This window comes from Aerosakkonema sp. BLCC-F183 (genome assembly GCF_041929145.1).
GTDB lineage: Bacteria > Cyanobacteriota > Cyanobacteriia > Cyanobacteriales > Aerosakkonemataceae > Aerosakkonema.
In genome coordinates this window covers 244,229-268,964 of sequence record NZ_JBHFNU010000087.1, presented here as the reverse complement: position 1 = coordinate 268,964, position 24,736 = coordinate 244,229, and the positions used below count along the sequence as shown (strand labels likewise).

Genomic DNA, 24,736 nt, shown 5'->3' with positions numbered 1-24,736 from the left:
AGTAATTAGGCGACAAAGAGTTCAGGCAGTTTCACAAAACTGCCCTTTCTTTTCTTTTCTAGTGCGCCGCCACTTTTTGCCCTCCTCCCACCGGTGCAGGCCCAATCAGGCGTTGCAATTCATCTGGTTTAGAAGTCTTGGACATAGCTGCATCGTAAGTAATCTTGCCTTCTTTGTATGCGGTAGCAATTGCCATTTCCATTGTCACCATACCCAATTTACCGCCGGTTTGGATGGCCGAGTAAATTTGAGCAATTTTTCCTTCGCGGATCAAGTTGGAAATAGCTGGCGTCCCCACCAAAATTTCTTGAACGCAGACTCGACCGCCGCCGATTTTGGGCACTAGGTTTTGAGAGCAAACACCGACGATCGCGTTAGACAGCTGCGATCGCACTTGGGGTTGTTGAATGGGAGGAAACACGTCCAGTATCCGGTCTATTGTGGCTGCTGCTGAGTTAGTGTGCAGCGTACCGAGGACCATGTGACCGGTTTCAGCCGCCGAAATCGCTAGCCCAATAGTTTCCAAATCGCGCATTTCCCCTACTAGGATAACGTCCGGGTCTTGACGCAGGGCACCTTTAAGTGCGTTGGAAAAGCTCTTGGTATCTTCTCCCTTTTGCCGTTGGTGAACCAAGCTCTTAATGTTCGGAAAAACGTATTCGATCGGGTCTTCTACTGTGAGAATGTGTTCCGAGCGCGTCCTGTTAATTAAATCGATCAGCGCCGCCATCGTAGTTGTTTTCCCAGAACCAGTTTGCCCTGTCACCAACAACATTCCGCGAGGTCTTTCCGTCAGTTCCCGCAGTACCATCGGCGTTCCCAGCTTATCGGCATCGGGTATTTTAGAAGACAAAGCTCGCAAGCAGGCAGCCCAGCAACCGCGTTCCCGGTAGACGTTGACACGAAAACGAGCCAATCCCTTCACTCCGTAGGCGCAGTCCAGCTCCCAGTTTTGCTCCAAATCTTTCCGCTGGGAGTTGTTCAACATACTGAAGATCAGTTTCTGACAATCGTCTGAAGCCAGAACTTCACCGAATTGAGTCTGAGGCGTGAGTTTGCCGCTGATCCGGAAGTATATAGGAGCTCCTGCTTGGATGTGCATATCCGAGCCGCCTTGCTCGATCAGGGACTCCATTACGTCTTCAATCATCATTTCCATCGGCATTGGGCTGTCTCCTTTAGAGTAATTATCAGCTTTTAGTTGTTAGTTGCAAGAAGTCATAGCTTATGAGAATTTCAGATTTAAAATTTCAAATTTTAGATTCAAATAAACTGGCAATCTGCAATTTGAAATTTTAAATTTGTCAAGGACTAATCAACAAAGCGAGGTGTCAGACAGTAAGGACACTCTAGCCATTCTGGTTGGGCTTCGGCATAACAAACGCGACAGGTAAGAGAACTCTTGCGTTTTGCTTTCAATTCTGCTTCTAGACCCGTGTCGGTGAAAGTGACCCGTTCCACTTCTTCAAATGTAGTAGCGCCGTCGCGAACCAGCTGTAAGCTGTAAGCGAGTAATGTCACCATACCCTCTTCGACTGCGGCTTCTTTAATCCGTTCGGTGGGAGCGCCTTGGTTGATTAAGTTTTGCAACCGTTCTGTTACCTTCAGCACTTCATACACACCACAACGACCTTTGTAGCCGACACCATTACATTTCGGACACACAGTCCCGGCTTCGATCTCCGCTTTCCTTTGGTCTGGCGGTAAGGTGTTTGCTTTGTAGAAAGTCACTTCCAGTTCGCCAGAAGCAGATAAACCAAACTTGGCGAGTTCTTCCGGTGTGGGGGTATAGGCAATGCGGCATTCCGAGCAAACGCGCCGCATCAAGCGTTGAGCGCAGACACCGAGTAAAGCACCAGACACCATGAACGGTTCCACGCCCATTTCATCCAAGCGAGCGATTGCGCCAGCAGCGTCGTTGGTGTGCAGCGTCGTCAATACCAAGTGTCCGGTCAGCGCCGCTTCAATAGCTGTTTTTGCCGTTTCTTTATCTCGCGTCTCACCCACCAGAATCACATCTGGGTCTTGCCGCAAGAACGCCCGCAGGAGACTCGAAAAGTCGAGACCTTTTTCCCGGATGACCTGACACTGAGTAATGCCGCCCAAGGCATACTCGATCGGGTCTTCAGCCGTGCTAATGTTGACCCCCGGGTCGTTACGTTCTGCCAAAACTGAGTAAAGAGTGGTTGACTTACCCGAACCGGTTGGCCCTGTCACCAAAATCAGCCCGAAGGGTCGGCTGGCCATCTCCCTGACCATTTGCAGTGTTTCCGGATTGGTGATTAACTTATCCAAACCCAGCTGCGTAGACGAGTTATCCAAAATCCGCAATACGATTTTCTCGCCGTAACGAGAAGGCAAACAGTTGACCCGAAAGTCTACCGTGCGTCCCTGAAACACCCGCCGAATCCGACCGTCTTGAGCTTGACGGCGTTCTGCCACATCCATGTTGGCAATAATTTTGAAGCGAGAGGTAATCGCCGGTATGACCTTCTTCGGTAGCGGTGGAAAAGGTTCTTGCAGCACCCCGTCTCTACGCATCCGAATCCGGAGAAACTCTTCTTGAGGTTCCACGTGGATGTCCGATACCCCATCTGATAAAGCTTTGGCTAAGATTTTGTTGACTGTTTTGACAATCGGAGCCGACTCTGCTTCCCCTAAAGCCGCATCCAAGTCCATGTCCGCGTCGATGGGAGCATCGTCGATATCGACGTTCTCGAATTCTCCTTCGTTGACCGATAATTCTTTTTCGCGGTCTTCAGCCGCACGCTTGGCTAACTTTTGAGCTTGTTCGTCCAAGTACTGCGTTATGAGTTGTTCGTAGTCTTCACGAGTAATAACCATCCGCTGTAAACTCAGACCTTGAGGTCGCAGGATGCGGTTAAGATCGTCGAGCGCTTCTAGGTCGTCGGGATTGACCATTGCCACCAAAACGCTGGGTGGGGTCGTTTCGTTCTTGGAGAGGGGTACTAAGCGATAGCGACGGCAGATATCGATCGGTATTAAAGTATCGATCAATTCTCCCAGATTATTGGCTTGGATTTGAGTGATTTCCGGATCTAAGCATTCAACCCCGAAAAGGATTTTTAGTTCAAATAGCTGTTGTTTTTTGTATTGACGCAGTAACTCTGGCGGTAACTGTCGCCCCGTAATTGATTCTAGTACTTCCGTTAGCGGCCTCCCTGACTGGCGACTTTCAATCATCGCCTTCTTCATATCGTCAGGATTGATATAGCCAGACTGAATTAGCTTGTTGCCGAAAGGCGAGAAATTCAGCGCAATCAGGCTGGTGCTGCGTCGCGGCGATGATGAGGAGTTAGTCATATCCGATCCAGAAGCTCTCCTTATAAAGTATTCCCAAAATTTTTTGGCAAAATTGCATTACTGGGCAATATTTGCGGCTCAATGAGGGTCAGTAGACTTTTCTTGTACAAATTACAGCTTGGTAAGCATAGATTTTTTGGTACGGTTGTCTTAGGAGGCCGATCTAGAAAAATTGACCGAACAAATGCACCCAAGCGTATACCCGGAACTCGAACACTCAGGATTGGTCTTCCTTTCGATGGTTTATACAAGGTCGTCTATGGCCTCAACAGCATTTGAGGATGCCCGGTTTGGGCGGCAGGGTCTGCGAGAAGCTGTGGGCTCGACTGCCCAAAGACAGAAAAACTTTTCGTTTTTCGTCTGTATTTCAAGATGATAGCCTTTACAGAAATAGGCTGGGTAGTCTCTAACCCCCTAAGTACTTTCTTGAGTAGGATGAACGACCGCTCGAACCGATGTAACCTCTCCACAAGATTTGGTTTCAGGCAAAGAACGGATTAATTCTCGCAGCACATCACTTTGACAGCGTTGGCTTTGCTGGCAGTACTGCCGCAGTCTTTCCTTCTCGTCGGGGCTGGCTTGAAAGTTAATCCAAACACCGTTTTTTCGCGGCATCGCTTGGTAGTCACTAAGTTGCTACCATAAATGCTATCAGAATTTTGGATGGCAGCCATTCGGTAAAAATACCCGATTTTAGGCTGATAACTTGGTCAATCTAGATTTGGTAGTGGAAATAAGTTAAAAACAAATTGGCATAAGCTATCGTGCGCCTCAAAAGGATAAAGTAAAGTTAAGGGGGGAGCTAGCGCTTTCTTTATACGAACTGGGTCGCTCTCGCTAGCAGTCTCTTAACCGGGAAAAGTAAACGATGATTGACGAAGTTAAGCAGACAGATAAAACTGAAAACCCAACTCGGGATACTCCAGAGGAAATCTTAAGCGACAGTGCTACCGCAAAGATGGACTCGCAGGCAAAACCTGGGCTAAACTCTGAAGAAGTTGCTATTGAGGAAAATATCCTCTCAGAGGTAGAAGCAGAAGCAGATACCTACGATCGAGGGGAAATCGAAGCTGAAATAGCAGCGCTGGAACAGGAAGTGGAAACGCTCAAAGCACAGCTAGAAGAGCGGACAAACCAATACGTGCGAATTGCGGCAGATTTTGAAAACTTCCGCAAGCGCACGCACAAAGAAAAGGAAGAGTTGGAACTACAGGTAAAATGCGCCACAATTAATGAGTTACTACCAGTGGTCGATAATTTTGAAAGGGCGCGATCGCAGATAAAAACCCAAACAGAGCAGGAGAAGAGCATTCACGAGAGCTATCAGAGTGTCTACAAACAATTGGTAGGCAGTCTGAAACGCCTGGGAGTGTCTCCTATGCGTCCGAAGGGGAAAGAATTTGACCCCAATCTCCACGATGCGGTAATGCGGGAACAAACTGATGAATATCCTGAAGGAACCGTAATCGAGGAATTGATGCCGGGGTATTACCTGGGAGAAAAAGTGCTGCGTCACGCTATGGTAAAAGTTGCTGCTGCTCCTGAGCCCGTGGTAACCTCAGAGGAAAGTCAGGCTCAGTCATCGGAAAGTTGATGGGAAGTGGCGATTTGAGATTTGAGATTCTAGATTTTAGATTGAATCTCAAATCTGGCATCGAAATCAAAGCAAACAACAACCCGCAACAAAAGCATCCACCACACTGCCGCGATCTATGGGAAAAGTCATTGGCATCGACCTGGGAACCACTAATAGTTGTGTCGCCTTTCTAGAAGGCGGTCAACCTGTAGTGATACCCAACTCAGAAGGAGGGCGAACCACGCCCAGCATAGTGGGATTTGGAAAAGGGGAGGAACGCTTGGTCGGTCAACTCGCAAAGCGGCAAGCGGTAATGAATGCTGAAAACACAATTTACAGCATCAAACGCTTTATAGGCCGTCGTTGGGATGACACGGCAATGGAGCGATCGCAGGTGCCCTACAACTGTGTCAAAGGCAAAGACGATACCGTCGATGTCAAAGTGCGAGGAAAAGCTTATACCCCTCAAGAAATCTCAGCCATGATCCTGCAAAAACTCAAGCAGGATGCGGAAAACTTCTTGGGAGAACCTGTCGAGCGAGCCGTGATTACAGTGCCTGCCTATTTCACAGATGCCCAAAGGCAGGCAACTAAAGATGCAGGTACGATCGCGGGATTGGAAGTGCTGAGAATCATCAACGAACCCACCGCAGCAGCGCTTTCCTACGGCTTGGACAAACAAGACGAAGAGCAGCGCGTACTCGTGTTTGACCTGGGCGGCGGCACTTTCGACGTTTCCATCTTGCAGTTGGGCGACGGCGTGTTTGAAGTCAGAGCTACCTCCGGCAACAACCACTTGGGTGGCGATGACTTTGACAATTGTCTGGTGCGCTGGATGATAGACAACTTCAAACAAAAGGAGGGCATTGATTTATCAACGGATAAAATGGCTCTCCAGCGCCTGCGGGAAGCGGCAGAAAAAGCCAAAATAGAATTATCCAGTATGCTCAATACCTCGATCAATCTGCCATTTATCACGGCAGACGAGACGGGACCAAAACATCTGGAAATGACGCTCACAAGGGCAAAATTTGAAGAACTGGTAAGTCATTTGGTAGAAAGTACGATCGAACCGATGAAGCAGGCTCTGCGAGACTGCGATATGACACCGGATGATATCGATCGAATTATTTTAGTGGGAGGTTCTACCAGGATACCGGCAGTTCAAGAGGGCTTGCGCCAGTTCTTTGGTGGTAAAGCCCCAGATCGCTCCGTAAATCCAGACGAAGCTGTGGCATTGGGGGCGGCAATTCAAGGTGGTGTCTTGGGTGGCGAAGTCAAAGACTTGCTGCTGTTGGATGTGACGCCGTTGTCTCTGGGGATCGAAACCCTGGGAGAGGTGTTTACAAAAATTATCGAACGGAATACAACCATCCCGACGAGCAAGTCTCAGGTATTCTCCACAGCAACAGACGGACAAACATCGGTGGAAATTCACGTCCTCCAAGGCGAACGGGCAATGGCTCGCGACAACAAGAGTCTGGGCAAATTCCTACTGGCTGGGATTCCGCCAGCACCACGCGGCGTGCCGCAAATCGAGGTAAGTTTTGAGATAGATGTCAATGGTATTCTCAAAGTTTCCGCTCAAGATAAAGGCACGGGTCGAGAACAAAGCATCCGCATTACCAACACCGGTGGCTTGAGTGCCAGCGAAGTGGAAAGGATGCGCCAGGAAGCAGAAGTATACGCCGAAGAAGACCGTAAGCGCAAGCAAGTCGTCGAACTTAAAAATCAGGCAGATAGCTTGTTCTACAGTTATGACACTACGCTTAAAGAAAACAGTCAATTTATCAGCGAGGAACTCAAAGCGCAGGGCCAACAAAAGGCGGCAGAACTGCGAGCCGCAGTTGCAGATCCCTCGATTACGCTAGAGGACATGAAGCACGAGATCGATAGCTTCCAACAAATGCTGTTTAGGCTCGGTGCTGAGGTATACGGCAATGCTAGCCAAAATCAAGATGAGTATGCCGACCAACCTTTTGCAGACTCAATGCCAATGTCGAAGGACGAGCAACAAACTACCTCTGAAGGAGACGAAGATTTCGACTTTAATTTTGATGAAGAAAACACGGTCAGTGCGGATTACGAGGCCGTTGAATAATTTTGCTGCAATATCTCTGTAAATTTTAAATTCCTCTGCAAAGCGCTCTCTATGGCCGACTACTATGAAATTCTCGGAGTTACTCGCAACGCCGATAAAGAAGAAATCAAGCGAGCTTACCGTCGCCTAGCTCGGAAGTACCACCCGGACGTCAACAAAGAACCCGGGGCTGAGGAGCGCTTTAAAGAAATCAATCGTGCCTACGAAGTGCTTTCAGAGCCGGAAATGCGTACACGCTACGATCGCTTTGGCGAAGCAGGCGTGAGTGGAGCAGCGGCTGGAGCCGGCTTCCAAGATATGAGCGACATGAGTGGCTTTGCCGATATTTTTGAAAGCTTCTTCTCAGGCTTTGCTGGCGGAATGGGGGGTACTCGGACTGGGCGACGGCCTGGTGGAGCGACCCGTGGAGACGACCTGCGTTTGGATCTGAAGCTGGAATTCCGCGAAGCAGTCTTTGGTGGGGAAAAGGAAATCCGCATCAGCCATCTGGAAACTTGTGAAGTATGCAGCGGGTCGGGAGCTAAACCGGGAACTCGACCGCGAACTTGCTCAACCTGTAGCGGTTCCGGTCAAGTTCGCCGCGTGACTCGGACTCCCTTTGGCAGCTTTACCCAAGTTTCTGTATGCCCTAGCTGTAACGGTACCGGACAGGTAATTGAAGATAAGTGCGAATCCTGTGACGGCAGGGGTCAAAAGCAAGTCACTAAGAAGCTGAAAATCACTATTCCAGCCGGGGTTGATGATGGCACCCGTTTGAGAGTAGCCAGCGAAGGAGATGCGGGACAGCGGGGTGGCCCGCCGGGGGATCTCTACGTTTACTTGTTTGTCAATGAAGATGCGGAGTTTCAGCGAGATGGAATCAACATTCTGTCTCAAATTCAGATCAGCTACTTGCAGGCAATTTTAGGCAGTCGCATTGAGGTAAATACGGTCGATGGGCCAGAAGAACTGGCGATTCCTCCCGGCACGCAGCCAAATACGGTTCTGAAGTTGGAAAATCGAGGTGTACCCAAGCTGGGTAATCCGGTAAGTCGGGGCGATCATTTGATTACGATCGAAGTGGAAATTCCCAATCGCATCTCACCAGAGGAACGCGAACTTTTGGAAAAATTGGCTAAAATTAGGGGCGATCGCACTGGCAAAGGCGGTATAGAAGGATTCTTTGGGAATATTTTCCACAAATGAGTAACCCAGCCCTATCATCACCTGACGCGCAGTTAGACCTGCGCGGTACTCCTTGTCCTATCAATTTTGTACGTACCAAACTCCGCCTGGAGCAAATGTCTCCTGGTTCTTTGTTGGAAGTGTGGCTAGATGCAGGCGAGCCGATCGAGCAGGTTCCCCACAGCCTGCTCATAGAAGGTTATAAAATCGAAGAAATTGAAGACCGTAGCGGCTTCTTTGCCATTTTAGTACGACGACCTGTAGACCGAGCATGAGTTTGGCGATCGCACAAGCAAATGCGTCATCACCAGTTTCACCGCTGGTGGGAACTGTGCTGGCGGTACAGGCAAATTATTACTGGGTGCGCTTAGATACTTCCAGCACAACTTCTCAACAGAATGATGCTTCGCTTACCACTTTACTCTGCACCCGCCGTACCCGTCTGAAAAAAATCGGGGTGGCTGTGATGGTGGGAGATCGAGTGGAGATCGAAGAACCGGACTGGGGTGGGGGCAGAGGTGCGATCGCAGAAGTTTTACCCCGCCAAACCGAACTAGACCGTCCGCCGATCGCCAATGCCAATCAAATTGTACTTGTTTTCGCCGTGGCAGATCCTCCTCTAGACCCTTACCAACTAACTCGTTTTCTGATCAAAGCAGAGTCTACAGAATTAGATGTTTGTTTGTGTCTGAATAAAAGCGATTTGGTCAGTGAGCAGGAGAGCGAGGAATGGCGCGATTGCCTCTCCCAGTGGGGCTATCAACCTCTATTTATCAGCATTTTCAGCAATACAGGCTTAGATGAACTGTATCAGCAGCTAAATAATAGAATTACCGTTCTGGCTGGGCCTTCTGGCGTAGGTAAGTCTAGCATCATAAACTATTTAATCCCCAATGTCAACGTGCGCGTGGGAGAAGTTTCGGGAAAACTCAATCGTGGACGACATACGACACGCCATATAGAATTGTTTGAATTACCGGGTGGTGGATTGCTGGCAGATACTCCAGGTTTTAACCAGCCAGATTTGGATTGTAGTCCAGAGGAGTTAGCTTTATATTTTCCAGAAATACAAAAGCGTTTAGAAGTTGCAAGCTGTCAGTTTAGCGATTGTCTGCATCGGGATGAACCGAACTGTGCTGTGCGGGGAGATTGGGAAAGATACGACTATTATTTGGAATTGTTAGAAGAGGCAATTCTTTATCAAGAGGAATTAGATCGACAAGCCGATCCAGATGCGGTTTTAAAATTGAAAACTAAAGGTAAAGGTAAAAGTAAATACGAACCCAGATTAGAAGCGAAAAAATATCGCCGTACTTCTCGAAAAACTCAGCAACAAAAGTTACAGGAGTTGTATGAAGAAGACACAGATATATAATTTAATCAAGCGCGATCGCTAATGGGTCGAAAGTTTCATCCTTTGCCAAAGCAGCTCGAACGCGAGCTAAATCAAAAGCAGCACCCAGCCGAGTAAACAATTCAGATGCACTTTTCAAGTGTTTTTGTCGATCGAAACCAGTTGCGTGTCGTCCTATCTCATAATGTGCCAATCCTTGCTCGTAGGGCATCGCCAGCTTTTCGGCCACAGCCAGACTTTTGTGCCAAGATGAGCGAGCGCGAGCGTGGTGGCCAGTCAACCAATCGTACAGACCTTGACAAAGCCAGCCACGGGGTTGAGCGATGGGAAAGGCTCGCGCAAACTTGTTTAAGGCTTTGCAGGCTCGGCAGGCTGATTCTTTGAGTGCTTTTAACTCATCCTTAGCGCCTCTAGAGCAACTATTTTCCCACAAAGCCAGGTAAACTTGGGCCACACCAGCGTATCCTTCAATAAAATAATATGAATTGGGCAGCGGTAATTGGATCAAGAGTTCCTGCGTTGCCAGAACTGCTTCTCTAGCAAGTTGCTCTTCCCCTCGCAACAGACGTGCCATCGCCAACACCCCATAAGTAGCAGGCACCGAAACGCGATCGACAGTTTGAGCGAACAGCTTTAAAGACTCTTCCAACAACCTCACAGCTTTGTCCACCTCAAACAACCGCAATAGCCCTTCTGCTTGACCGTTAAGTCCCCAAGCTTGCTGTAAGATATCACCACGTTGCCGAGCGGCTGCGTAAACTTCTGCCCACAGTTCGATCCCAAGATTGAAATTGCCCTGAAAGTAGGCAGCCTTTGCCATAATCGTCAAACAATATCCCCAGTGATGCCGATCTCCAAGGCGTTCGCAAATCTCTCTAGCGCGAGTAAGATCGTCTCGGACTCGATCCCAGTGACCGACACTGATACTATAAACGCTGATTACGATCGACACCCGCGCTTCATCTGCCATTGCCCGCTCCTGGCTTTGGGCGATCGATCTAGCCCGATCGCTATACTCCTGGGCCAGGGAGTGCAGCGCCATCACCGTCGCAGCAAAGCAGCTATTGGCATAGGCGCGGGCTAACTCAGTCGAAGGCCCAGCACGTTCGGCCACATTCAGGTTGTGCATCGTTGCGTAGACCGATGCAACCGTCTCGTTGGCGTGGTAGTAAACTTCTGCAAGCAGATCTAAGACCCTTGCTGTTTCTAGCAGAATAGTTTGCAGCCCCAAAGATGAAGACTGAAAACGAAGAAATCCCAGACGGTGCGTCGCTTGCTGGAGAAATTGGCACAGCAGGTGAGTCACCAAAAAAGCACCGTGGCGAGGCATCGGGTAGCCCAAAAGTACCAACGATCGCTTCAGATGTTCCCGACTTTCCGCTAACTGGCCCAATCCCAAATAAGCTTCCCCTAACTGTCGTTCCCAGCGTGCTGGGCGGAGGTAGAAAGCGCTCTCGCCATCCGAGCCGTTTCTCATCGAGTAGCGAAGCGGACATAGGAGCTTGCTACTGCTAGACTCAGTACGATCGTGCAGCGCCAGAGCATCCTTGAAAAAGCGCACTGCTTCCTGATTGGCGTAGTTAGCCAAAGCTTGCTCCCCGGCTTTCTCCAAATAATCGATCGCCTTCGATACTTCTTTCGTTCGGCTGTGACCGATATTTACCCCCAGGCTGTAGTGATGGGCTAACACTGGATAGAACAAAGATAAATCATCACCATAATTCTGTTCGTACCACTGAGCCACAGCGTAATGCAACTGCCGACGCTGGGAAAACAGCATCGTGTTGTAAGTTACCTCCTGGGTAATGATGTGTTTGAAAATGTAAGCCAAATTCGGTTGTGGTGTTTCCGGTAGCGTTATATCCAATTTTTCCAAAGTGTAAAGGTAGTCAGCCAGATGCTCTTTATCAGCCTCAATCGGGTAAATGTCCCGCAGAATGCGAAACGCAAATACACGCCCGATCGCGCTAGCCACTTTTAGTGTCAGCGCCTGCAAAGGGGTGAGCCGATCGATGCGACTGGTGATGACCCCCGCGACAGTATCCGGCCAAGTGAAAGTGTTAAAGTTTTCTACATCGGTGGCTAGTCGGCACTCCCCATCAACAATGACGATCGAGCCCGCATCGCGCAGGGCGTAGGCCAGTTCTTCGCTAAAAAACGGATTGCCTTCAGCCTTATCTCCGATCAGTTTGGCCGCTGCTGACGGCAAAGTTGTCACTCCTAAGCGCTGGCACACCAGTGCTAGGCTATCTTCAGGTGGGAGAGGTTCCAACCGCAGGTACTCGGTATTGGGCATTTGAAGCAATCGATCGTATTCGAGCGGCTTAGTCCCGGTCACGGGACGGGTGGCCATAACCAACAGCAGAGGCCCAACTTGTTGGATAACGGCAAGTAATAACAGCCACGATATCGAGTCCAACCATTGTGCATCATCGAGAATCAGAAGTACGGGCGATTCTTTGACGGATTTTTGCAACAGTTGCACTAACAGTTGGCAAGTATTGTCTGCCCGAACTTTAGCGCTCATTTGGGCTGTGATTTCATTTTCCGGCAATTCCAAGGGTAATATCGCATCTAGCAACGGGTAAAACGGCAAAAGATGCTCTTGCGATGAAAAGAAGGCCATAACGCGATCGCGCCGCGCTTGCAAATCGGTGAGTGCCTCCAAACCGAACAACTGACTGAAGACCGAACGCCAAGCGTAGTAGGGTGTAGATTTTTCGATCTCGTCACCGGCACCTACCAATACCGTTACCCCCACCCTTCGGGCTCTCGAGCAGAGGTAATTGAGCAACCGCGATTTGCCAATGCCCGGTTCGCCTTCTAGAACCATGACACCACTAGCACCCTTTAGCAAAGCTCGAAGCTTACCCAGCAAGAGTTGCCGTTCCTGTATCCGCCCCACGACGGGCATTTGCGAACTATCGGTCAGTTGCATCAGATCGAGTGGGCGATAAACAGGCACTGGCTCCGCCTTGCCTTTCACCTGAATGGGTGGGCAGGTTTCAAAATAAAGGCGTCCGCGAGCTGCCTGATACGTGGCGCGATCGCACCACACCCGATCGAACGCCTTCACCATCAATCGAGCCGCCAGATTCACCACATCCCCTACCATCGCGTATTCGCAGCGTGCGTCGCTGCCGACCTTACCGCAGTAAACCCAGCCAGTGGTGATACCGATGGAACTGGGCAAACCAAGCTCCCAGAGGTTGTCGCGAATAGCGACAGCTGCCTGCACCGCTCGCACGGCATTATCTTCGTGGGCGAACGGCGGTAGCCCGAACGCTGCGATGAGGACGCTGCCTTTGTCGTCCACGATCAACTGCCGGATTGTACCTCCATAGCGATACACGCATCTCTGCATCGCCTGCATTGCCTGTTGGAGGAGATCGAGGACTTCAACATCTGTGTAATCGATTCCTTTTGCTTGCACGAACAGCACACTCACGTTGCGGAGTTCGGCTAGCCACTGAGTTTGTCCCGCATCAAGGCGCTCTAAAACGCCAAATGGAATATAGCCCCGCAGCGCCGCTACCATTTCCGGCAATACCATCGGCACTTCAGTTCGACGGGGTAGCAGTGGCTCTCGCACAGCTTCCAATCGCACATCGCCCGATTCCAGGATAGTTCCCTCGAACTTGTCTTGGATAAGCGCCCAGCCTTCAGGAGAGATACAGACTTCTCCTTGTTTGGCATGAGCCTCTGCGCTGGCCATTTGGACGAGGGGCTCTCCCGCAATCAGAAATTCCCAACGCCCTTTGACTCCACCGACGTGCAAACCGATTATTTCCCCCGCCGCCATGCCAATATGCAGGCTCAGGCAAACATCATCTGCCCTATAATCGTTCAGTTCGGTGAGAATCGCCAAACTGCACTGTGCAGCGCGATGAGTCACTGTATCTAGCGGTTCGTCGGTGGTTGGCCAGATGGCCAGCAGCGCATCGCCAGCAAACTTGATGACATCACCGCCGCTAGAGGCGATCGAGGCAATCAGCTGGCCAAAATAGGCGTTGAGGTGCTTTGTCAGTTCCTCGACCCCAGCTGGGCTGCGTTGGGTTAGTTTTTCTGCTAGGGCAGTAAAGCCGGAGATATCGGCAAACAAAACTGCCGCCGGAAAGCGTTCCAGCACTGGCGCGGTAAGGGGTGTGGGGTTGGCCTCGGCGCGACGCAGGGTGTGTGCGGGAACGTAACTGGAGAGAATCTCGATGAATGGAGTCATGGAGGTTCTTTTGCCCAAACCAGGCTGAATGTAGATCTTTCGCCCACATTCAGTTTAGAGCCATGACTAGATGAGAAACAATTCGCCAAACGACGGATTGAGGGCAAAAAGAAGCTTTATTGAAGAAAAAGTATGACTGTTTGCAATAAACCCACTACAAAACCTAAAATTCCTCCTAAATTAACGATCGCCTGTAATTCACTTTTCACAATTCCCTGAATGGCTGCTTCTAAATCTTTTGGCGAAGTCGCTTTTACCCGCTCAATAATAACTCGGTCTATATTCAAAATAGGAATTACCTGCTCCATAATTTTTTCTAAATCTCGTTCCAGATATCGCTCCAAAACCAAAGCCAATTCGTTGCTGACAACTGACAAAGAAGTATTCACAACGGCAGAATTTCGCAGTCGTTTGAGGACTAAAAAAGCTGTTTCTTCCCAGTTGATAGAACCAGTTAATCCTTGGAGTAATTCAGCACCGCGATTTTGAATATAACTGCGAATACTTTCCCGCATCGTTTTCCGCAATTGCCGCACTGTCGAAACTGGCAAATTTTGCAAAGATAGATTTTGCAGCCATACTCTCAAACGTTCTTTAACTGCCAAAGATTGAATTAATTCCCGCAAACGCGCATTTGTTTCCTCTTTTTCATCTAAGCAATAAGTTCGCAGGCGAGTTAAGGTATTTTTTAAACCGAATAAATTTGCTACCACCCAATAAGTGCCGCTGGTTTTTTCGCGAAAGCCCTCATCAATAATTTGAATATTGCGATCGGTCAAAAAATCAATCAACGCCAGACGCAAAACATCTGGAGGTAGCACTACTTGCAGCAGCCAATCTGCTAACTGACTTGCTTGTTGTTCCGTCAGTTGGAATTCCAACAAAACCTGGTCAAAAATTTGGTTTATTTGAACTTCTAGAAAATCTTCGCGACGCGCTAAAACTTTAAGCAGACGAGGCAAAGATTCCCCCAATAAATCGCGTAGAATCCCAGCGAGAACTTTGGCAGTTTTTTGTTCCTTATCGGCTTGAAGTTGATCCAACGCGAGCTTGAGCAGCCACAGAATTCCCGCTTGAACGCGCTCTGTTTGCAGCAGCTTTCGCGCCAGGTTTTGCAATTCTTCTGGCGTCAGGAGGGAACCCATGATCGTGTCAGAAATGCGCTTTGCCAGTCGCTCTTGATTGGCAGGAATCAAACCGGGTGTAAAAGGTAGCCGTCGCTTACCTATGTAAATAGGTCGGTAGGGACGAAATAGCATATTAATGGCTATATCGTTGGTAAAATAGCCAATAATTGCACCTAGTATCGGAGGGCTAATGTAAAGCCAGATGTTGGACAAATTCAACTTTATTTGCAAATCGATAATTGTTATTAGGTAGTACGTAATAGGCAATTAGTAGCAAGTAGATAGCCACTACCTACTACCAGTTACCCATTACCGATTACCCACTTACTTTTATTCTATTTTGCAATTACTAAAACACCCATCATGCCACTGGCAATTTGATAGTGCGTGGCGGTGGCAAATCCGGCTTGAAGAGCCAACTCCACCTGTTTTGAGCCGATCGGAAATTGGTCTAAGCTGGGGGCAATGTAAGCGTACTCTTCAGTTAACCCCAGATGTTTGGCGGCATTGACGACAATGTTTTCCAGATACCACTCCTGAAAACTGCGTAAAGTGGGGTTACTGGGACGGTGGAAGTCGAGAATGGCGGCTTTGGCACCTAATTTGAGGACGCGGTGCAACTCTTGCAGACAGCCGGGGATATCGGTGACGTTCCGCAAACCATAACCCATTGTGGCGCAGTCGAAATGGTTATTGGGAAAAGGCAGATTGAGGGCGTCTGCCTCTACCCAGGTAACAGAGAGAGGCGGATAATAATTTTGGGTGCGCTCAGAAGCGATCGCCAGCTGCTGGCAAGAAAAATCCACGCCAAACACTTTTCCAGCACTTCCCACCTGACGCGCCAGCATAAGACTGATATCACCGCTACCGCAGCACAAGTCCAAACAGATATCTCCAGGGCTGGGCTCGCTCCACTTTACGGCCATTTGCTTCCAAATGCGATGCTGGGCGAGACTCAACCAATCGTTGAGCGAATCGTAAACCGGCGCAATGCGGTCAAATAGATTGCGAATTTCAGTGGCACGACTATTGAGGGTCATCCGATTTGAGATTTTAAATTTTAGATTTCAGATTTTAGATTTTAGATTGACCTATGCCGACATTTAGCTAAAATCGAGGATCTAAAATCTAAAATTGGTTGTTTCAAAAAGCAGCGCGGGTACTTAATAGGGCTAGAGCAATCTGTTGAGCTGATAGATGAATTAGTTTAATTTCATCTTCTCGCAGTTGCAACGGACGTTTCCATTGCAGAGACAAAACGGCTAGCACTTGAGATCGGTAAGTAATTGGGATAATTAAATGTGCCTGAACTCCGGATGCCGGGTAGTGTTCTACACCAGATAAGTTTGTATCCGCAGGCACATTCACCGATACCTGCATTTGCTTGCTGGCGATCGCTTCTTGGGCCAGAGGATCTTGGGCCAGCCAATTCGACACCGGGACATCAGCGCTGTAGATACCTTGGCCAGAATCTAAAGTATTGCCCTGCACCAATTGCAAAATACAGCCATCTGCCCGGAAATTTTCGCCAAACGCCTCGGCTATTGGCTCCAGAAAATCTTCTAGTCCAGAAGCTGCTTGGGCGACCTGGACAACAGAGTAAAGCAAAGCCGTTTGGGCTTGGGCGCGACGCAACTCTTCTGTTCGTTGTTTGAGAAGTTCGTATGTCTCCGTTGCCCGTTGTACCACTCCTTTTAGTTCGAGGGGGTCCCAGGGCTTGGTGATGTATTTGTACACCTGTCCGGAATTAATGGCATCTACGAGATCTTCTATATCGGTAAATCCCGTCAATATAATTCGTACCGTGTCCGGAAATTGGGGCACGGTTTTGCTCAGGAACTCAGTTCCCTTCATCTCCGGCATTCGCTGATCGGAGATAATTACAGCTACTTCGCCCTCGACTGCTAGCACCTCCAAGGCATGAACACCGCTTTCTGCCTTGAGGACGTTGAAATCTCGCCGGAAGGTGCGATAGAGCAGATCCAAGTTATCTGGCTCATCGTCAACTACCAGCATCTTGGGCTTTTTCCGTCGTTCTAAGCTCATAAGTTGACGCCGGATGCTCTCAAGCTCTGGAATGCCATTATCCATACTATCTGAATCAACTGATACATTCACGCGACACAGTACGGGAAACTCCCGGACAATGCAGCGATAGCAACACCATCTGAAGGATGGTGAAGGCGGTATCCCGCAAAGCTTTGAGCATAAAGCCCAAAGCACCATTCATGTCTCGTGGCAAAGTATGATTACAAGATGGACATTTAAACACCTTGTCACCACCCAAGGATTGATGAATATGACCACACTCGGTACAAGTCTTAGAAGTATAAACTTCTGAACCTGTAATGACAATTGTATTGGTCATTTCTGCTTTTTGAGCCACTCGCTGATTTTGTCTTACATTTGAAAAAGATGGGTGCAACCCCAGTCGATCGCTTCTGTTGAACCCAAAGCTGGAATTCTAACAAATATATCGTTTATTTTCTTCTTCTGCCATTATGACCGATCTAACACCAGATGCTCCCAACTCTCATCCGCAGCCAACTAACGCAACTGGCGAAGTTGAAGATTTACTGCGTAGCCTCCGGCGCAAAGAAGGCACCTGGGTTTTCTGGGGACAAGCTTGCCAGACATTGCAAAAGGCAGGTTACAATCCGCAGAAAATTTTTGAGGAGACTGGGTTTGAGCCGATCCAGCAGAATCAGGTTATCGTGGCGTCACAAGTTTACACCAGTATGGTGAATGTTGGTGTATCGGATGAGGTGCGATCGCACTTCCAACGTACCGGTAGCGATAGTCTGTACGAATTTCGCATTCTCACCCAAACGGAACGCGCCGCCGCCGCTACCTTCGCCGTGGCACAAAAGCTTGACTCGATAGCCGCAAAAGAATTAGCCAAAGCGATGAAAGAAATATCGCGGATGCGTACCTTGCCACCCGGTTTTACAGATAGTGCGGGCGACGCCCTCGCCTACCAGTATTGGAAATTTGCCCGCGAACAATCAGACTTGCAAGAGCGATCGCGCCTCATCGCTAATGGCTTAAAATATGCGAGCAGCGACTCTGCTAGGCAACAAATCGAAAAGCTGCTGACCGATTTTAACGTTGTGCCGCGCCGTCCCGCTCCTCGCTTGCCTATCTATCGACTGGAAGCAGAGGAAGAATTGCCCCGCATCCTACCTGTAGTTGGCAAATTCCCGCTCTCCACTCAAGACTTAAAAGCTGTACCTTTGATTGAGGAAAGTGGGCCTTTTCGGGTTGTCAAGTTTTCCGGGGCGGGGGCATGGGTTCCCGTACCCGGTTGGCAAGTTATCCTCAAAGCAGAAGATCCCGTCGCAATTTTGTGCGATAGCAATCTACTTCCTAACCAAATCAATAATTTGCACGAAGAAGTGATTGTAGTTGTAGATAGAGCCGATCGACAATGGGATGGTAATAATTATTTTATTGCCGAACAAGAAGGGCAGTTGCAAATTCACTGGTTTGAAGATTCGCCAGAAGAATCGCTGCTGGGACGAGTTGTTCTGGTGCTGCGTCCTAAGAAAATTTTGGATGAAAATGTTACTAAGGACGTTTGGCAAATTGATGAATAGGTTTTTAAGGGGTTAGGGGTTAGGGGAAGAGCGGGGGAGCGGGAGAACGAAATAGTGGGAAGAAATTCTTAATGAGTGACTTTTGACTTTTGACTTTTGACTTTCCCGACGCCCTAATCCCTAGCTATAACAACGATAAAGTTGATAGGGAATACCGATGCGGTGGTATTCAGACGGATCGATCGCACAATTGCTTTTACTCGAAAGTGCTAATTGCGATGGATAATCGCGCTGTCTAAGTCCGGGGGCAACTATCCACAAATTTAGGGGTAGTGTTTGTGGCGTGGGTAATTGAGATAAATTTTGCCAAACTGAATCATATCCCGGAGACAATTTGAAAAAAGCAAATTTCGGGCAAATACTTGCATTTACCTCACATCGATTTGCTGAGATTCGATCGATTCCCAAAGCGAAACTCAATCCCAAAGCAATATCCTGAGAATCGTTATATCCCATCACAACCATGAGAGGAACATTAGGTTCCCGCAGCATATTTTGGGCCACTTGCTGGGGATTGTACGGCTTTTGAAAAGCCAAACCGTAAAGGACAAAAATACAACTGAGAATGCCAGCGAGTAAGAGAGTAGGAGAGAGTTTTGAGTTAGAAAATTTCTCACTTTCCTTGTTGACAAGTGCCGCTGCGATTAAAGCGCAGATAGCTGGATAATAGATAAAGTTATAGCGAGGTGCTATGGTGATATCTTTACCCAAAATATAGACGATCGCCAATAATTCCAGCAGTACAAAAAAGGAGAAACTTGCCAGAGTTAGGGTCGCCATCTGGGTTTCTTTGTTCTGCCAAAGTTGCTTTATCCCCTGAAAAACGTGCCATCCCAACCACCCACCAAATACAATCATCAACAAACCGGCAGGAATTGCTATCCACAGAGGCTGGTTTTCTACCGGCAGTGCAATTACCATCAGCAACCAAGCGGCTATGGTTTGGTATAAAGGAGCAATATTTTGGGGTGGGGGTAACCAACTGGTTTCCGGACGCCCGAAATGTCCTATTAATATCGGTAGCCAGGGTATGAAAAAGACAAATGGCAAAAACATTGCCAACAGTGGAATGATGGGTAAGGTGGGAAAAAAAGCTTTCAGTTGTGGCCTTTTGAGTAAAAAAACGATTAAAGTAGCGAACTCGGCGAGTAAGGCAAGGATATAAAAGTAGTGAACGTAAAGGCCAGTAGTGTTGATTGCTACCCAACTAAACCAAACTATTGGCCGTAATTTTTGTTGTTGAATATCTTGCTGGATTTGAATCAGTACCAGCAAAGATAAAGTTATCAGCAATACAGGCAGAGTGTAATGACGCGCTTCTTGGGAGATGTAGACGCCAAAGGGAGAAACTGCCATTAAAGCTGCTGCCATTAACCCAACTTTCGGGGAAAAAGCAACTCTACTCAGGCAGTATATGGCAGCGATCGCACCCACTCCAAACAAAGCGGGTAGCGATCGCAATTCTGTCCTCAGTTCTGAATACTGAGTGCCAAATTTTGCTACCCAGGCGTGCATCAGACAAAAAAACAGAGGTGGATGAGTAGACTGAGTAGCAAGGGTGCGGGCAATATCCGGACAAGTAGCAGCTGAATTGAAAGTAAATATTTCCGGCAAGCGGCTGATGGGAAAAACCACTTCTACGGGCACATCGCTGTAGGATCGTCCCAATGTAATTAAAGCAGTGATGACTTCATCCAGCCAAAAAGGTTTGAAATCGAGATGCCAAAATCTCAGAGTAATTCCCAGCGCGAAAACTATTGCCAACCCCAGGTAATGACGAGAAATTTTCATCCCAGTAACAGAGGTTTCTTCACGAAAGCTGCTATTTCCTGCGTCAACCAGTCTTTTTCGATCGGCGTTAACCAAAAACCGAAACGATGGGTGCGAACTCCTTCCACGAAGGCGCAAGCTGTCACCGATCGAGGTATTTGGCCTTTCAATTTGGCCAGCAGCTCATCCTCTGGAGACACAAATTTACTCACTTCTACGCGATCGATATCCTGAGTGCGTCCCTGCACTTGGTAGAACACTCCCAGAAACGACCATCGCAGTCGGAAGTTTTGCCTGTCAATTTCCAGTTTTGTGCGACCCAGCAATTTAAACACCGAATCTTTCAGCTTTACTAAACCGAACATTCCTAAAAGAATTGCCCCTAGCGGAAACAGCCAGAAAAATGGACTGTAAAAAACCAAGCGGTAAAAAGAAAACAGAAAAGATGAGATTGCCAGCCACATCAATCCAGACACAAAATTGAACAAATCCCAGTATCGCCATCCCTGACGGGGAATTTCTGCCACCAAAAGCTTATCGGTTTTTGTCAAAGCAACGCGAGTACCTGCGGGACGGCGGAGTTTGGGGACGAGAAGGCCATTGCCTTTTAGCACAGAAAGTGCTTCTTTGGCTGATAAAAATCGATTTTCTACTGCCGGTTCCAGCAGTTTGTCCAACCAGTCCGCGAATTCCGAGGAAAATTGTGACTGAGAGCGGAAATTAATCTTCAGCTGACGAGAAGGAAATTCGGCTGGCGATCGATGAGTCAAAACGAACAGCAAAGTTGCCCCCAAACCGTAGAGATCGGTAGCGGCGAAAGCTTGGCCCCGAAATTGCTCTGGTGCCATGTAGCCGTAGGTACCCACAACCGTACTGCCACCAGTAATTGTATTCTGATAAGTGGCTTTTACCGAACCAAAATCCACTAAAAATATTTGTCCGTCTTCTCTTCTGATGATGTTATGGGGTTTGATATCGCGGTGGATAACTGGTGGTGTAAGTGCGTGTAGGTAACTCAAAACATCTAAAATTTGACCCGCTAGCTGTCTCACCTCGGTTTCGGTGGCGTGCCAACCGCTTTGCACCAAAGAAAAGAGCGATCGCCCTTCTGCCAATTCTTGCACTAGGTAGAAAGACTGGTTATTGTTTGTTTCTACCTGAAAATAATCTATATAACGAGGAATGGCGGGATGGTTGAGGTGGGAAAGGACGCTGGCTTCTCTTTCAAACAGCTCTAAGACTTTCCAGTCAGCCATACGGTTGAGAGACAGCGCTTTAATCGCCACTCGCTTACGAGTTTCCAAATCTTCTGCCTCGTAAGTTGTCCCCATTCCACCTTGCCCTAAAATGTCAATTATCCGATATCGTTGGGCAACGATATCTTGAGGCTGGTGCAGCAGTTCCATGAAGCTTATTATGCTGTGGGTTGTACTCCGATCTTATGTCAGCGGTCAGAAGCTGACACTGACCTCAAACAACTGACAACTGACTTTTAACAAATGACACACAACAAAGAGCAGGCTTTGCAGCTGATTCGCGATCGTCTGCGATCGGGACAGCGCCAAATGGCAGATTGGCAAAAAGGGCCGCTGGCGGTTTCTGCGGTTCCCGGTGCGGGTAAATCTACGGGTATGGCGGGTGCGGCGGCGATCGCGATCGCACGTAACCAACTGCATAGCCGTCGTCAACTTGTGGTTGTCACTTTTACCCGTTCGGCTGCTGCCAATATCAAAGCTAAAATTCGCAGATATTTGCGAGAGGATTTGTCATTACCGCAAATAGGCTTTGTTGTCCAGACGTTACACGGTTTAGCGCTGAATATTGCCAGCCGCCATCCCCAATTATCCGGTTTAAATTTAAATAACGTAACGGTAGTAACGCCCGATCGCAGTCACCGTTTGATTCGCGCTGCGGTAGAGCGATGGATCGCCGCAAATCCCCGTCGCTATCAAATTTTAGTAGAAGGGCAGCAATTTGATGGTGAGGAAACGGAACGGTTGCGCCGTCAGTCGGTTTTGCGTACAGAGGTGTTACCTTCTTTAGCACAAACGGTGATTCACGAAGCAAAAAGTTCCGGCTATTTGCCAGCAAAGTTGTGGGAATTGAGCGAACAAACGCGGGATGATTATGGAATTTTAGCGATCGCAGCGGGATTGTACGAGAATTATCAGGATTTATTGCGATCGCGCGATTTCATCGACTACGACGAAATGATCCTCGCTGCTTTGCGAGTATTGGAAAACGAAAATATACGTCGTCTCTGGCAAAACCAAGTTTTTGCCGTTTTTGAAGACGAAGCGCAAGATTCCTCTCCCTTACAAACTAAATTATTGGAAATTCTCGCCACCGACCCCAGTAATCCCAACGCACCGCCGAATTTAGTGCGCGTTGGCGACCCCAATCAAGCGATCAACTCCACCTTCACTCCTGCCGATCCGATTTATTTTCGTCGTTTTTGTTCTGATTGCGAATCAAATGGGTTGCTGGCAACAATGGATAGAGCCGGTCGCAGCAGCCAGATTATGATCGATGCGGCTAATTTTGTGCTTGAGTGGGTGAATACTTCCCAGTTGGCAGGTACAGAACAACCTTTTCGCCCTCAGAAAATTCTGCCCGTGACAGCGGATGACCCGCAACCGGATGCTAACCCAGATCCAGTCGGTCGGGGATTGGAAATTTACACGCCTCGCGATGTTCATCACTCAGTTAAGTTAATCGGTGAGCGAGTGCTGGAGTTATTCGCCCAGTATCCCACGGAGAAGCGATCGGCAGCAGTGTTAGTGCGGACAAATGACCAAGGGCGATTTGTTCATCAACAACTAAAAGAAGAGTTTGGCGATCGCATAGATATATATGATGTCGTTCAGCACACTCTCTACACCAAAGTGCCGGCAGAAATCTTATCTCTGCTGCAATTTGTCGATCGACCCCATTCTCCCGACTACTTAAAAGCTGCTTTAGAAGTGCTGGTACAACGTCAGTTAATTCCGCCGCAAGACCTCAACGCGCTTGCCAGTTTACCAGAACAATTCCTTTATCCCGGCCCTCTCGACCCACCGCAGACAGAACAAGTGCTGAAGGCGCGTCGTTTCTGTAGCAAGTTACTTCGCGCCAGGATAGAGTTGCCCCATTACCAGTTGATTACTTTTCTAGCTTTAGCTTTAAATTATGACCCAACGGAACTTGCCACGGCTGACAAATTAGCCGAACGGGTAGTGCGACAAACTGCGGGTGACAATTCGATGCCGAGTACTCTCAATGCCCTCAGCGAAATTGTCAGTTCGGAAAGATTTGAACCTGTGGATACGGAAGGCAACGATAGCCAGTACACTCAACCTGGAAAACTGACGATCGTCACGATGCACAAAGCGAAAGGGCTAGATTGGGATTACGTTTTTATCCCGTTTTTGCACGCGGCAATGATTCCCGGCAATCTGCGGATACCGACACCGACTCAGTTTCTCGGTGATTTTACTTTAGCAGAGGTGGCGCGGGCGCAAATTCGCGCCAGCCTTCACGGTGAATCTGCCTTACCGGAAGTTACCGAAGCTTGGGAGAAGGCGGGATATTTGAAAACAGCTGAAGAATTCCGTCTTCTCTACGTAGCGATGACGCGGGGGAAGCGTTTGCTGTGGATGTCTGCTGCCAAACAAGCGCCTTTTACTTGGAGTAAGCCGGAGAATTTGCAGGAGCAGTTGCCTTGTCCGGTGATTCCGGTGTTAAAGAGTAGATTTCCGCGATCGATTGTTTCTTTGTCTATGGTGTCGAGTTGAACAAGCGTTTCTGTTTGCGTTTCAGTACCGCACTCGTACCAATACCACTAAATGCAAGTAAAGTCAATCCCATATGATGTTTCGGAACAGATTGAGGAACAGGATCGGGATTGGCCCTAACTTTAGCTAAGTACTTCGCCATGCAGAAAGTGGCGTAAATCAAGCATTAAAACTGTTCATAACGCAAAAACCCGATCCAAAATTTTTTGTCAATTTGATTGATAAATTACTTGACAGTAGAAATCATTTACCAATCTTGTTAGCTGCCATAACAATGTCCTATTTAGGTAAAATGCTCGTTTCCAATTCAGAAAATAAGCGATAATATAAGAATATCTCTATTGAGGGCTTTTTTTAAACTCACAACTGGCTACCAAGACTTCACTACACCCTGATGACTGAACCAAATCGGCGATCTGAGCGGGGTGGGGAAGCGGACATCGTTAAGAAACGTTGACAAACTACAGTTTGTTGAAGGAAATTGCGGCTATTTTTTTGGGCTGGGCTATAGCTGAGTGGATTTTGGATGTAGCCAGAGTTAATACAGTGCTAAAAACTTATTTTTTCAGGGTTAGTACTTAGATTTAACAATAAATTTGATGTCATGCTCTGGAGAAATAACGGTAAGGGGATTTGTTAGTTTCCAGATTGCATTGTTTTTTGTTAAGATTTTTTTAAGAATTATAAAATTTAGTTTTTTAACACCCATCAAAAGTAAGATATAGATATGTA

At 48.2% G+C, this 24,736-nt stretch carries 18 protein-coding genes; 7 read left to right on the top strand and 11 right to left on the bottom strand.

The annotated features are described in order from the left end of the window. Positions 1 to 58: 58 nt before the first annotated feature. From ACE1CD_RS26115 to ACE1CD_RS26105, 3 genes are all read right to left on the bottom strand, one after another. Positions 59 to 1,159 (bottom strand): type IV pilus twitching motility protein PilT, encoded by a 1,101-nt coding sequence (locus tag ACE1CD_RS26115; RefSeq protein ID WP_374793448.1) that lies wholly within the window; start codon positions 1,157 to 1,159, stop codon positions 59 to 61. A gap of 152 nt (positions 1,160 to 1,311) precedes the next feature. Continuing rightward, positions 1,312 to 3,324, bottom strand: a complete 2,013-nt coding sequence (locus ACE1CD_RS26110) for a GspE/PulE family protein (RefSeq protein ID WP_374792966.1) — start codon at positions 3,322 to 3,324, stop codon at positions 1,312 to 1,314. A gap of 414 nt (positions 3,325 to 3,738) precedes the next feature. Then, on the bottom strand, positions 3,739 to 3,939 hold the full coding sequence (locus ACE1CD_RS26105; RefSeq protein ID WP_374792964.1) for a hypothetical protein: 201 nt from the start codon (positions 3,937 to 3,939) through the stop codon (positions 3,739 to 3,741). A 253-nt stretch (positions 3,940 to 4,192) separates the two neighbouring features. Between ACE1CD_RS26105 and grpE the strand changes: the two genes are divergently transcribed. The 5 genes from grpE to rsgA all read left to right on the top strand — a co-directional run bounded on the left by grpE (position 4,193) and on the right by rsgA (position 9,540). Further along, positions 4,193 to 4,918 (top strand): nucleotide exchange factor GrpE, encoded by a 726-nt coding sequence (grpE, locus tag ACE1CD_RS26100; protein ID WP_374792962.1) that lies wholly within the window; start codon positions 4,193 to 4,195, stop codon positions 4,916 to 4,918. Between the two features lie 118 nt (positions 4,919 to 5,036). After that, complete coding sequence (gene dnaK / locus ACE1CD_RS26095) at positions 5,037 to 7,001, top strand: molecular chaperone DnaK (RefSeq protein WP_374792960.1); 1,965 nt, start codon at positions 5,037 to 5,039, stop codon at positions 6,999 to 7,001. Positions 7,002 to 7,052: 51 nt separating this feature from the next. Next, the gene (gene dnaJ, locus ACE1CD_RS26090; protein ID WP_374792958.1) at positions 7,053 to 8,186 is read left to right on the top strand and encodes a molecular chaperone DnaJ; all 1,134 of its coding nucleotides are present in this window, start codon (positions 7,053 to 7,055) and stop codon (positions 8,184 to 8,186) included. Continuing rightward, a complete protein-coding gene (locus ACE1CD_RS26085) occupies positions 8,183 to 8,440 on the top strand; it encodes a sulfurtransferase TusA family protein (RefSeq protein ID WP_374792956.1) in 258 nt (85 codons plus the stop codon). The genes dnaJ and ACE1CD_RS26085 overlap by 4 nt, the downstream gene beginning before the upstream one ends. Further along, positions 8,437 to 9,540 (top strand): small ribosomal subunit biogenesis GTPase RsgA, encoded by a 1,104-nt coding sequence (gene rsgA, locus ACE1CD_RS26080; protein WP_374792954.1) that lies wholly within the window; start codon positions 8,437 to 8,439, stop codon positions 9,538 to 9,540. The genes ACE1CD_RS26085 and rsgA overlap by 4 nt, the downstream gene beginning before the upstream one ends. Position 9,541: 1 nt before the next feature. Here rsgA and ACE1CD_RS26075 read toward each other — a convergent pair whose 3' ends face one another. The 5 genes from ACE1CD_RS26075 to ACE1CD_RS26055 form a co-directional block, all read right to left on the bottom strand. Next, positions 9,542 to 13,738, bottom strand: coding sequence for an AAA family ATPase (locus ACE1CD_RS26075; RefSeq protein WP_374826724.1), 4,197 nt, complete (start codon positions 13,736 to 13,738; stop codon positions 9,542 to 9,544). 116 nt (positions 13,739 to 13,854) lie between these two features. Next, positions 13,855 to 15,084: a DUF445 domain-containing protein gene (locus ACE1CD_RS26070; RefSeq protein WP_374792950.1), complete on the bottom strand. Its 1,230-nt coding sequence runs from the start codon at positions 15,082 to 15,084 to the stop codon at positions 13,855 to 13,857. Positions 15,085 to 15,200: 116 nt separating this feature from the next. Beyond that, the gene (gene ubiE / locus ACE1CD_RS26065; protein WP_374792948.1) at positions 15,201 to 15,905 is read right to left on the bottom strand and encodes a bifunctional demethylmenaquinone methyltransferase/2-methoxy-6-polyprenyl-1,4-benzoquinol methylase UbiE; all 705 of its coding nucleotides are present in this window, start codon (positions 15,903 to 15,905) and stop codon (positions 15,201 to 15,203) included. Positions 15,906 to 16,008: 103 nt separating this feature from the next. Further along, positions 16,009 to 16,956 (bottom strand): response regulator, encoded by a 948-nt coding sequence (locus ACE1CD_RS26060; RefSeq protein WP_374793446.1) that lies wholly within the window; start codon positions 16,954 to 16,956, stop codon positions 16,009 to 16,011. A 10-nt stretch (positions 16,957 to 16,966) separates the two neighbouring features. Then, the gene (locus tag ACE1CD_RS26055; RefSeq protein WP_374792946.1) at positions 16,967 to 17,233 is read right to left on the bottom strand and encodes a zinc ribbon domain-containing protein; all 267 of its coding nucleotides are present in this window, start codon (positions 17,231 to 17,233) and stop codon (positions 16,967 to 16,969) included. A gap of 133 nt (positions 17,234 to 17,366) precedes the next feature. On the opposite strand from ACE1CD_RS26055, the gene ACE1CD_RS26050 reads away from it, so the two are divergent. Beyond that, a complete protein-coding gene (locus ACE1CD_RS26050; RefSeq protein ID WP_374792944.1) occupies positions 17,367 to 18,461 on the top strand; it encodes a RuBisCO accumulation factor 1 in 1,095 nt (364 codons plus the stop codon). Between the two features lie 120 nt (positions 18,462 to 18,581). On the opposite strand, the gene ACE1CD_RS26045 is transcribed toward ACE1CD_RS26050, so the two are convergent. Both ACE1CD_RS26045 and ACE1CD_RS26040 read right to left on the bottom strand, forming a co-directional pair. After that, positions 18,582 to 20,252 carry a glycosyltransferase family 39 protein gene (locus ACE1CD_RS26045; RefSeq protein ID WP_374826723.1) on the bottom strand — a complete coding sequence of 557 codons (1,671 nt, stop codon included), beginning with the start codon at positions 20,250 to 20,252 and terminating at the stop codon, positions 18,582 to 18,584. Then, positions 20,249 to 21,637: a serine/threonine protein kinase gene (locus tag ACE1CD_RS26040; RefSeq protein ID WP_374792940.1), complete on the bottom strand. Its 1,389-nt coding sequence runs from the start codon at positions 21,635 to 21,637 to the stop codon at positions 20,249 to 20,251. The genes ACE1CD_RS26045 and ACE1CD_RS26040 overlap by 4 nt, the downstream gene beginning before the upstream one ends. Before the next feature lie 93 nt (positions 21,638 to 21,730). Here ACE1CD_RS26040 and ACE1CD_RS26035 point away from each other — a divergent pair, with 93 nt between their 5' ends. Continuing rightward, entirely contained in the window at positions 21,731 to 24,004 is a 2,274-nt protein-coding gene (locus ACE1CD_RS26035) for an ATP-dependent helicase (RefSeq protein WP_374826722.1), read from the top strand. Here ACE1CD_RS26035 and ACE1CD_RS26030 read toward each other — a convergent pair. Next, positions 23,988 to 24,146 (bottom strand): hypothetical protein, encoded by a 159-nt coding sequence (locus ACE1CD_RS26030; protein WP_374826721.1) that lies wholly within the window; start codon positions 24,144 to 24,146, stop codon positions 23,988 to 23,990. The two genes, ACE1CD_RS26035 and ACE1CD_RS26030, sit on opposite strands and share 17 nt — an antisense overlap. Between the last annotated feature and the right edge of the window lie 590 nt (positions 24,147 to 24,736).